The organism is Pseudomonas sp. TJI-51, from assembly GCF_000190455.2.
Taxonomy (GTDB): domain Bacteria; phylum Pseudomonadota; class Gammaproteobacteria; order Pseudomonadales; family Pseudomonadaceae; genus Aquipseudomonas; species Aquipseudomonas juntendi.
Genome location: NZ_AEWE02000088.1, coordinates 1 through 9,677 on the forward strand (window position 1 = coordinate 1; position 9,677 = coordinate 9,677).

The 9,677-nt window shown below is 62.9% G+C and carries 10 protein-coding genes; 5 read left to right on the forward strand and 5 right to left on the reverse strand.

Features of this window, described 5'->3' with window-relative positions:
* Nucleotides 1–42 precede the first annotated feature (42 nt).
* The 4 genes from G1E_RS19040 to G1E_RS19055 all read right to left on the reverse strand — a co-directional run bounded on the left by G1E_RS19040 (nt 43) and on the right by G1E_RS19055 (nt 4,239).
* Nucleotides 43–1,875 (reverse strand): ABC transporter ATP-binding protein, encoded by a 1,833-nt coding sequence (locus tag G1E_RS19040; RefSeq protein ID WP_009683103.1) that lies wholly within the window; start codon nt 1,873–1,875, stop codon nt 43–45.
* Nucleotides 1,876–1,938: 63 nt separating this feature from the next.
* Nucleotides 1,939–2,496 (reverse strand): peptidylprolyl isomerase A, encoded by a 558-nt coding sequence (locus G1E_RS19045; protein WP_009683102.1) that lies wholly within the window; start codon nt 2,494–2,496, stop codon nt 1,939–1,941.
* Nucleotides 2,490–3,302, reverse strand: coding sequence for an alpha/beta fold hydrolase (locus G1E_RS19050; protein WP_009683101.1), 813 nt, complete (start codon nt 3,300–3,302; stop codon nt 2,490–2,492). The genes G1E_RS19045 and G1E_RS19050 overlap by 7 nt, the downstream gene beginning before the upstream one ends.
* Nucleotides 3,303–3,315: 13 nt before the next feature.
* On the reverse strand, nt 3,316–4,239 hold the full coding sequence (locus G1E_RS19055; RefSeq protein ID WP_009683100.1) for a LysR family transcriptional regulator: 924 nt from the start codon (nt 4,237–4,239) through the stop codon (nt 3,316–3,318).
* Between the two features lie 48 nt (nt 4,240–4,287).
* Here G1E_RS19055 and G1E_RS19060 point away from each other — a divergent pair, with 48 nt between their 5' ends.
* The 4 genes from G1E_RS19060 to arfB all read left to right on the forward strand — a co-directional run bounded on the left by G1E_RS19060 (nt 4,288) and on the right by arfB (nt 6,888).
* Nucleotides 4,288–4,602, forward strand: coding sequence for a hypothetical protein (locus G1E_RS19060; RefSeq protein ID WP_009683099.1), 315 nt, complete (start codon nt 4,288–4,290; stop codon nt 4,600–4,602).
* A gap of 110 nt (nt 4,603–4,712) precedes the next feature.
* On the forward strand, nt 4,713–5,312 hold the full coding sequence (locus G1E_RS19065) for an FMN-dependent NADH-azoreductase (protein WP_009683098.1): 600 nt from the start codon (nt 4,713–4,715) through the stop codon (nt 5,310–5,312).
* Between the two features lie 285 nt (nt 5,313–5,597).
* Nucleotides 5,598–6,473, forward strand: coding sequence for a carboxylate/amino acid/amine transporter (locus G1E_RS19070; RefSeq protein ID WP_029885894.1), 876 nt, complete (start codon nt 5,598–5,600; stop codon nt 6,471–6,473).
* 1 nt (nt 6,474) lies between these two features.
* On the forward strand, nt 6,475–6,888 hold the full coding sequence (gene arfB / locus G1E_RS19075; protein ID WP_009683095.1) for an alternative ribosome rescue aminoacyl-tRNA hydrolase ArfB: 414 nt from the start codon (nt 6,475–6,477) through the stop codon (nt 6,886–6,888).
* A gap of 100 nt (nt 6,889–6,988) precedes the next feature.
* Here the strand turns inward: arfB and G1E_RS19080 are convergent, their stop codons facing one another.
* Nucleotides 6,989–8,290 carry a mechanosensitive ion channel family protein gene (locus G1E_RS19080; protein ID WP_009683094.1) on the reverse strand — a complete coding sequence of 434 codons (1,302 nt, stop codon included), beginning with the start codon at nt 8,288–8,290 and terminating at the stop codon, nt 6,989–6,991.
* 103 nt (nt 8,291–8,393) lie between these two features.
* Here G1E_RS19080 and G1E_RS19085 point away from each other — a divergent pair.
* Nucleotides 8,394–9,677: DEAD/DEAH box helicase (locus tag G1E_RS19085; protein WP_047150016.1), on the forward strand; the 1,284-nt coding region annotated here is incomplete at its 3' end.

Here is a 9,677-nt window from a genome sequence, read left to right on the forward strand (position 1 = left end):
CCTGTGGGAGCTGGCTTGCCAGCGATAGGGCCATTACAGGCGTCAGTCAACCCCGACAAAGCCCCCGGTCTGGTGGTGCCACAACCGGGCATACAGCCCCTGCTGTTGCAGCAGTTCACTGTGGCTGCCAAGCTCGACAATGCGGCCTTTGTCCAGCACCACCAGCCGGTCCATCCGGGCAATGGTGGAAAGCCGGTGGGCAATGGCGATCACCGTCTTGCCCTGCATCAGCGTCTCCAGGCTTTCCTGGATTGCTGCCTCGACCTCTGAGTCCAGCGCCGACGTGGCTTCGTCCATGATCAGGATCGGCGCATTCTTCAGCAGTACCCGGGCAATCGCGATACGCTGGCGCTGGCCGCCCGACAACTTGACTCCGCGTTCGCCCACATGGGCATCGAAACCGCTGCGGCCCTGGGCATCCGAGAGCTGTGGGATGAACTCGTCGGCGCGGGCCCGGTGCACGGCTTCCTGAAGTTCGGCTTCGCTGGCGCCGGGGCGGCCGTACAGCAGGTTGTCACGGATAGAACGGTGCAGCAACGAGGTGTCCTGGGTGATCATGCCGATCTGCGCGCGCAGGCTGGCCTGGCTGACTTCGGCAATGTCCTGGCCGTCGATCAGGATGCGCCCGCCCTGCACGTCGTACAGCCGTAGCAGCAGGTTGACCAGGGTCGACTTGCCAGCCCCGGAAGGGCCGATCAAGCCGATTTTCTCGCCGGGGCGGATGTCCAGGTTCAGGCCATCGATCACGTTGCCGGCCTTGCCGTAATGAAAGTCGACATTGTCGAAACGCACCGTGCCACGGCTGACTTTCAGGGCCGGGGCGTTGGGCCGGTCGGTGACGGTGACAGGCTGGGCGATGGTCTGCAGGCCATCCTGGACCATGCCGATGTTTTCGAAGATGCCGTTGACCACCCACATGATCCAGCCGGACATGTTGACGATGCGGATCACCAGGCCCGTGGCCAGGGCAATGGCGCCGACGGTGATCAGCGATTGGCTCCACAGCCACAGCGCCAGGCCGGTGGTGCTGACCACCAGCAGGCCGTTGAGGGTGGTGATGACCACGTCCATGCTGGTAACCACCCGCGAGGCCAGTTGGGTTTTCTCGGTCTGTTCGCGGATCGCTTCGCGCGCGTACTGCTGCTCGTGATCGGTGTGGGCGAACAGCTTCAACGTGGCGATGTTGGTATAGCCGTCCACGATACGCCCCATCAGTTTGGAGCGGGCGTCGGATGAGATCACCGAGCGCTCTTTCACCCGGGGTACGAAGTAGCACAGCGCGCCGATGTAGCCGACGATCCACAGCAGCAGTGGCAGCATCAGGCGCCAGTCGGCCTCGGCGAACAGCACCAGCGAGGTAACCGCGTAGATCAGCACATGCCACAGCGCGTCCACCGCCTGCACGGCGGAATCACGCAGCGAGTTGCCGGTTTGCATGATGCGTTGGGCAATGCGCCCGGCAAAGTCGCTCTGGAAGAAGTTCAGGCTCTGCTTGAGCACGTAGCTGTGGTTTTGCCAGCGGATCAGGCTGGTCATGCCGGGGTTGATGGTCTGGTGCACCAGCAGGTCGTGCAGGCCGAAGAACAGCGGCCGCAGCAGCAGGATCACGACCAGCATCCAGGCCAGCTCGCCCTTGTGCTCACTGAAGAAATTGACGTTGGGTGTGCCCTGGGCCAGGTCGATGATGCGGCTGAGGTAGCTGAACATCGCTACCTCGATCAGCGAGGCGAACAGGCCGACCACCAACAGCGCCAGGAAGCTGGGCCAGACCTGGCGCAGGTAATACAGGTAGAACGCCCACACGGTGCTCGGCGGCGACTCGGTGGGTGCTTCGCGGAAGATGTCGATCAGTTGCTCGAAACGACGGTACAGCATGGGTAGCGACACTCCTGTTCCAGCCTGCCTTCAGGCGGTTGCACGTCCCTGTGCAGCCTGCGGTCAGTCGATACGTTTGGCCGACTTGATGAACACCGGGTCAGCCGGCACATCGCGCATGCCTTTCTTCACGGTAGTGGGCGAGTTGACGATCTGGTCGACCACCTCCATGCCTTTGGTTACCTTGCCGAACACGGCGTAACCGGCATCGCGGCCCGGGTTGAGGAAATCGTTGTCGGCGACGTTGATGAAGAACTGGCTGGTAGCCGAGTTCGGGTTGGAGGTGCGCGCCATGGACAGGGTGCCGCGGGTGTTCTGCAAGCCATTGCTGGCTTCGTTCTTGATCGGGTCCTTGGTGTCTTTCTGCACCATCTGCTCGGTAAAGCCGCCACCCTGGACCATGAAGCCGGGGATCACGCGGTGGAAAATGGTGTTGTTGTAGAAGCCGCTGTCGACGTACTGCAGGAAGTTCTTCGTGCTGACCGGTGCCTTCTCGGCGTTCAGCTCGATTTCGACCTGGCCGAAGCTGGTGTCCAGCAGCACGTGCGGGGTCTTGTCGGAGGCCATGACGCTGGTGGCGAAGGCGAGTGAGCAGGCGGTGAGCAGGAGTTTTTTCAGCATGGGCTCAAAGATCCTTGAGGGGTGGAAGCGGCTGCGAGGAACTGCAGCAGGGTCTGGTTGAAGACCTCGGGTTGATCGAGGGGTGTAGCGTGCCGGGAATCGTCGACGACGACCAGCCTGGCGTTGGGGATCAGGGCGACATAGCGTTGTTTCAGTTGTATCGGCGTGTAATCGTGGTCGGCGGCAATCACCAGGGTAGGACACTGGATCTGGCCGATGCGTTCCTGCACGCCCCAGTCGACGATGGCATCAAAGCTTTTGAGGTAGGCGCGCTTGTCGTTGCGCGCCCAGCGCTGGGCCATTTTCTGCCGCAGCGCGGCCTGCTCGGGTTTGGGGAACAGCCGTTCGGCCAGGCCTTTGCCCACGGTTTCGACACTCAGGACGCGTGCCAGGCCCCAGCGCTTGAGCCACCACAACCAGTCGCTGCGGCTGCGGCGCTTGACCTCGGGGGCACTGTTGACGATGCACAGGCTGCGCAGCCACTGAGGGTGGTCGACGGCAAACTGGAAGCCGACCATGCCGCCCATCGACAGGCCCACGAAGTGCACCGGCCCGGTGTGCAGGTGTTCGAGCAGGGCCAGCAGGTCGGCACTGAAGGTTGCAATGTGGTAGCCGTCCTGTGGCTTGTCGGAGCGGCCGTGGCCACGGATGTCCATGAGGATCACCCGGTAGTGCTGGCTGAGCACGGGCACCTGAAGCTCCCAGTCCTGGCTGCTGGAGCCCAGCCCATGCAACAACACCAGGGGTTGGCCTTGGCCGTATTCCTGATAATGCAGCGTGCATCCTTCGTGTTCGAAGTAGGCCATGGGCGCGGTCCTTTCAAGCTTGTGGGGGGGCTGCGAAGGGCACGTCCAGCGGCGCTGTGTCGAAGTTGCGCAGCAAATCGATGAGAATCTGCGTGGCCGGGCCCAGGGTCTTTTCCTTGCTCGAATAAAGGTAGAACAGTGGGTGGCGGCTGCCACCCTGGTCCAGCGGCAAAGGCTTGAGTACGCCTTCGCGCAGCTCGCGCTCGATCATGTGCCGGGGCAGCCAGGCAAAGCCCAGGCCGCTGCTGACGAAGGTGGCGGCGGTGCCCAGGCTACCGACGGTCCAGCGCTGTTCGGCACCCAGCCAGCCAACGTCGCGTGGCTGGGCCCGGCCAGAGTCGCGGATCACCACTTGCAGCTGGCTTTCCAGGTCCTGGAAGGTCAGTTCACGGCCCAGGCGGTGCAAGCTGTGTTCGGGGTGGGCAACGGCAACGAACTCCACGGCACTCAGCTCGGCGCCCAGGTAGCCGCCGATGCTGTAGCTGCTGATGGCCAGGTCGGCGATGCCTTCGTGCATCACTTCTTCCACGCCCGACAGCACTTCTTCACGTAGGCGCACGCGGCAGCCTCGGCTTTGCGGCATGAAGGCGGCCAGCGCGCGGACCAGCCGGGCGCTGGGGTAGGCGGCGTCGACCACTAGGCGTACTTCGGCCTCCCAGCCCTGCTCCATGTGGTGGGCCAGGTCCTCGAGCTGGCTGGCCTGCTTGACCAGGTGGCGCGAGCGGCGCAGCAGCACACTGCCGGCTTCGGTCAGCACCGCCTTGCGGCCGTCGATGCGCAACAAGGGCACGCCCAGTTGTTCCTGCATGCGGGCCACGGTGTAGCTGACCGAAGATTGCGAGCGGTGCAGGGCCTCCGCGGCCTGGGCAAACCCGCCATGGTCGACCACTGCTTGCAGGGTCCGCCACTGGTCAAGGGTTACGCGCGGCGCTTTCATCTTTCGCTCCTGTTGTCCTAAGCTGCGCTCTTTGCAAGGAGAGCGGCCATGAAGAAATGTTGTGCGGCAATATTGATGTGCCTGCCCCTCGGGGCCATGGCTTATCCCATCGATGTGGACAAGCACCTGGACGGGGTCAAGCTCGACTACACCGCCTACGACACCGCCTACGACATCGGCGCCATTACCCTGAACAACTATGGGCAGGTCGCGGCGGCCTGCAAGGTGACCTTCCGTAATGGCCCGGAGGCGCCACGGGTGCGCCGGGTGAACGTAGCGGCCGGGAAAAGCGCCGACGTCACGGCCAAATTCAACCGGCAGATCATCAAGCTGCGCATTGCCGTGCAATGCAGTGCGGAATAAACTGATTAATCGATAGGTTGAACCCACTTTTTACGCTTTTTTATCGATAGGTCAAGCCTTAATCTCACCTCCATCGAATCGCAACCCTTTTGCCGATGGAGGCACCGCTCATGGCCCACGTACTGATCATCGAAAGCAGCGCCCGCCAGCAGGATTCCGTTTCCCGCCAGCTGACCCAGGACTTCATTGCGCACTGGCAAGCTGCCCACCCGGCCGATCAGATCACGCTGCGCGACCTGGCGCTGAACCCGGTGCCGCACCTGGATGCCAACCTGCTGGGCGGCTGGATGAAGCCCGAAGCGCAGCGCAGCGTTGCCGAGCTGGAGGCCCTGGCCCGCTCCAACGAACTGACCGACGAATTGCTGGCGGCCGATGTGCTGGTAATGGCTGCCCCCATGTACAACTTCACCATCCCCAGCACTCTGAAGGCCTGGCTGGACCATGTGTTGCGTGCCGGCATCACCTTCAAGTACACCCCGACTGGCCCGCAAGGTCTGCTGACCGGCAAGCGCGCCATTGTCCTGACCGCCCGTGGCGGCATCCATGCCGGTGCCAGCAGCGACCACCAGGAACCGTATCTGCGGCAGGTGATGGCCTTCATCGGTATTCACGATGTCGACTTCATCCATGCCGAGGGCCTGAACATGAGCGGCGAGTTCCACGAAAAGGGCCTCAACCAGGCCAAGGCCAAACTGGCGGCGGTGGCCTGAGCGTTATCGAATTCCCAACCCTGACACCTGTTTTTGCTCCTTTGGGTGTACCTGCCCGGCCTTGGTGGCCGGGCTTTTTTATGCCTGGTGTTTTGTGGATGGCTGTGCCGGCCTGTTCGCGGGCTTGCCCGCTCTCACAGGTACATCACAGGGCTCAGGTGCGGTGATATACCGGTGGGAGCGGGCAAGCCCGCGAACAGGCCGGCACAGCCCCCACATTCCTCATGGTTGATCACAAAGCCTGCAACCCGCTAAGGTCGCCGCCTTGATTCACGAGAGACAACCATGGGCTACCTGATAATCGTCGCGCTGATCCAGGCGTTTTCCTTCAGCCTGATCGGCGAGTACCTGGCTGGGCACGTCGACAGCTACTTCGCCGTGCTCGCGCGGGTGCTGCTGGCCGGCCTGGTGTTCCTGCCGCTGACCCGCTGGCGCCAGGTCGAGCCGCGCTTCATGCGCTCGATGCTGCTGATCGGTGCGTTGCAGTACGGCATCACCTACGTCTGCCTGTACCTGAGCTTTCGCGTGCTCACGGTGCCGGAAGTACTGCTGTTCACCATCCTCACGCCATTGCATGTAACCCTGATCGAAGACGCCATGAACCGGCGTTTCAACCCGTGGGCATTGCTGGCCGCGCTGGTGGCCGTGGCTGGCGCGGCGGTGATCCGCTTCGACAGCATCAGCGGTGAGTTCTTTACCGGTTTCCTGCTGCTGCAGTTGGCCAACTTCACCTACGCCGCCGGCCAGGTGCTGTACCGCCACCTGGTCGCACGCAACCCCAGCGACCTGCCGCACTACACCCGTTTTGGCTACTTCTACCTCGGCGCCCTGCTAGTGGTGCTGCCGGCCTTCCTGCTGTTCGGCAATGCCCAGCACCTGCCGAGTACCGATGTGCAATGGCTGGTGTTGCTGTTCCTCGGGTTGTGCCCGACGGCGCTGGGCCTGTACTGGTGGAACAAGGGTGCGTGCCTGGTATCCGGCGCTACCCTGGCGGTGATGAACAACCTGCATGTGCCTGTGGGGCTGCTGCTCAACCTGCTGATCTGGAACCAGCACGAGCCACTGGGGCGGCTGTTCATTGGCGGTGCGATCATCATCGCTTCGGTATGGCTGAGCCGCCTGGGTGGCCGTGGGCGAACGCCGTTGGCTGGCAAGGCCTGACATGCTGACCCTCTCCAACGGTGTGCAACTGCCGGATACGGACATCGAGCTGAGCTACATCCGTGCCCAAGGCGCGGGTGGGCAGAACGTCAACAAAGTGTCCAGCGCGGTGCACCTGCGCTTCGACATACGCGCCTCATCGCTGCCCGCGTTCTACAAGGAACGGCTGCTGGCGCTACGGGACAGCCGCATCACCGGCGATGGCGTATTGATCATCAAGGCCCAGCAGTTCCGTACCCAGGAGCAGAACCGCGCGGATGCCTTGGCACGCCTTGCCGAGTTGATCATCGCTGCCGGCAAGACCGAAAAGAAACGCCGCCCCACCAAGCCCACCCTCGGCTCGAAGACCCGCCGGCTCGAAGGGAAGGCCAGACGCAGTACGGTCAAGGCGGGGCGGGGCAAGGTGGACTTCTAAGGCCGTAGGCGGAACGGGCTATTGCGCAGGCTTGCATGGCTGCGCGCCCAGTGTAGGAGCGGCCTTGTGTCGCGATGGGCTGCGCAGCAGCCCCCCAATCTCAAGCCTCGCTCATTTCTTCAAGGCGTCGCGGCATCGGCTCTGCCGCCGTGCGCCCGGCCAACCCCACGCGCATGTCGTTGCCACTCGGCTGCTGATACAGGCTCAAGCCAAACTCCGGCAACACCGCCAGCAGGTAATCGAAGATATCCCCCTGGATGCGCTCGTAGTCCGCCCACACCGTGGTGGTGGTAAAGCAGTAGATTTCCAGCGGCACGCCCTCGGCGGTGGTCTGCATCTGCCGCACCATGCAGGTCATGTTCGGGTGCACATTGGGGTGGTTTTTCAGATAGGCCAGGGCAAACGCGCGGAAGGTGCCGATATTGGTCAGCTTGCGCCGGTTTGCCGACAGTTCGGCCACAGGGCCCAGCGCTTCGTTCCAGCTTTGCAGCTCCTGGCGTTTGCCGGCCAGGTAGTCGCCCAGCAGGCTGACCTGGGACAGGCGCTGTTCCTCCTCGCGGGTGAGGAAGCGCACACCTGCGGCGTCGATGAACAGGCTGCGCTTGATCCGCCGGCCGCCGGATTGCTGCATGCCGCGGTAGTTGCGAAACGACTCGCTCATCAGGCGCCAGGTGGGCACGGAGACAATGGTCTTGTCGAAGTTCTGCACCTTCACCGTATGCAGGGTAATGTCCACCACGTCGCCATCGGCGCCAACCTGGGGCATTTCGATCCAGTCACCGACATGCAGCATGTCGTTGCTGGTCAACTGCACGCTGGCGACGAACGACAGCAGGGTGTCCTTGTAGACCAACAGCAGCACCGCCGACATAGCGCCCAGGCCCGACAGCAGCAGCAGGGGCGAGCGGTCGATCAGGGTGGCGACGATGACGATCGAGGCGAAGATCCACAGCATCATCTTGGCCAGCTGCACATAACCCTTGATCGAGCGGGTGCGGGCGTGTTCGGTGCGCGCATAGATGTCGAGCAGGGCATCCAGCAGGCACGACAGCGCCATGGTCATGAACAGCAGGGTGAACGCCAGGGCGACGTTGCCCAGGAAGTGCTGGGCGGTATCGGACAGCTCCGGTACCAGTTTCAGGCCAAACTGCACCACCAGTGACGGGGTGGTCTGCGCCAGGCGGTGGAAGACCTTGTTGTGACGCAGGTCGTCCAGCCACTTGAGTGCCGGCTGGCGTGCCAGCAGGCGCGCGCCGTGCAGCATCAGAAAGCGTGCCAGGCGGCCGATGACCAGGGAGATGAGCAGTAGTACCGCCAGGCCGATGGCCGCGTGCAGCATGGGGTGTTGGTCGAGGGTGCCCCACAGGTCGAGGGAATCACGCCAGATTTGTTGGATATCCATGGGCTTGCATACAGTCTTGTTGCGAAACGAGGTGCCATTAGAGCGCGGATGGCGACAAAGTTGCCAAAAGAAATTCGGCTAAGGCGGCAGAAAACGTTACCCTATGCAACTGAATTTCCCGCACTTGCCTGAGGTTACCTCCGTGTTCTCCCAATTCGCCCTGCATGAACGCCTGCTTAAAGCCGTGGCCGAGCTTAAATTTGTCGAGCCAACCCCGGTGCAGGCCGCGGCCATCCCCTTGGCCCTGCAAGGGCGTGACCTGCGCGTGACCGCGCAGACCGGCAGCGGCAAGACGGCAGCTTTCGTGCTGCCGCTGCTCAACCGCCTGGTCGACCTGAAAGGCGGGCGCGTCGAAATCCGTTCGCTGATCCTGCTGCCTACCCGCGAACTGGCTCAGCAAACCCTGAAGCAGGTGCAGCTGTTCTCGCAGTTCACCTACATCAAGGCGGGCCTGGTCACCGGCGGTGAAGACTTCAAGGAACAGGCCGCCATGCTGCGCAAGGTGCCGGACGTGCTGATCGGCACCCCGGGCCGTTTGCTCGAGCAACTCAACGCCGGCAACCTCGACCTGTCCCACGTGCAGGTGCTGATCCTCGACGAAGCCGACCGCATGCTCGACATGGGCTTCGCCGAAGACATGGAGCGTCTGTGCAAGGAGTGCGAGAACCGTGAGCAGACCCTGCTGTTCTCGGCCACCACCGGCGGTGCGGCCCTGCGCGACATCATCGGCAAGGTGCTGAAAGACCCGGAGCACCTGATGCTCAACAGTGTCTCGCAGTTGGCCGAAGGCACTCGCCAGCAGATCATCACGGCCGACCACGATCAGCACAAAGAGCAGATCGTGCAGTGGCTGCTGGCCAATGAAACCTTCGACAAGGCAATCGTCTTCACCAATACCCGCGCCCTGGCCGACCGTATCTACGGCCACCTGGTGGCCAAGGATGTGAAGGCCTTCGTACTGCACGGCGAGAAGGACCAGAAGGACCGCAAGCTGGCCATCGAGCGTTTCAAGCAGGGCAGCTCCAAGGTGCTGGTGGCCACCGACGTGGCGGCCCGTGGCCTGGACATCGACGGTCTCGATCTGGTGATCAACTTCGACATGCCGCGCAGCGGCGACGAGTACGTGCACCGCGTGGGCCGTACCGGGCGTGCCGGTGGTGAAGGGTTGGCAATCTCGCTGATCACCCACAATGACTGGAACCTGATGTCCAGCATCGAGCGCTACCTCAAGCAGCAGTTCGAGCGCCGCGTCATCAAGGAAGTGAAGGGCACCTACACCGGGCCGAAGAAGGTCAAGGCCTCGGGCAAGGCGGCCGGGAGCAAGAAGAAAAAGATCGAGAAAAAAACCGGCGACAAGAAGGCGGCCGCCAAGCGCAAGCCTACCGCC

Bases quoted from the DNA above. Each gene is read 5' to 3' on its own strand.
- G1E_RS19040 (WP_009683103.1), bottom strand. From the start codon at position 1,875: ATGCTGTACCGTCGTTTCGAGCAACTGATCGACATCTTCCGCGAAGCA.
- G1E_RS19045 (WP_009683102.1), bottom strand. From the start codon at position 2,496: ATGCTGAAAAAACTCCTGCTCACCGCCTGCTCACTCGCCTTCGCCACC.
- G1E_RS19050 (WP_009683101.1), bottom strand. From the start codon at position 3,302: ATGGCCTACTTCGAACACGAAGGATGCACGCTGCATTATCAGGAATAC.
- G1E_RS19055 (WP_009683100.1), bottom strand. From the start codon at position 4,239: ATGAAAGCGCCGCGCGTAACCCTTGACCAGTGGCGGACCCTGCAAGCA.
- G1E_RS19060 (WP_009683099.1), top strand. From the start codon at position 4,288: ATGAAGAAATGTTGTGCGGCAATATTGATGTGCCTGCCCCTCGGGGCC.
- G1E_RS19065 (WP_009683098.1), top strand. From the start codon at position 4,713: ATGGCCCACGTACTGATCATCGAAAGCAGCGCCCGCCAGCAGGATTCC.
- G1E_RS19070 (WP_029885894.1), top strand. From the start codon at position 5,598: ATGGGCTACCTGATAATCGTCGCGCTGATCCAGGCGTTTTCCTTCAGC.
- arfB (WP_009683095.1), top strand. From the start codon at position 6,475: ATGCTGACCCTCTCCAACGGTGTGCAACTGCCGGATACGGACATCGAG.
- G1E_RS19080 (WP_009683094.1), bottom strand. From the start codon at position 8,290: ATGGATATCCAACAAATCTGGCGTGATTCCCTCGACCTGTGGGGCACC.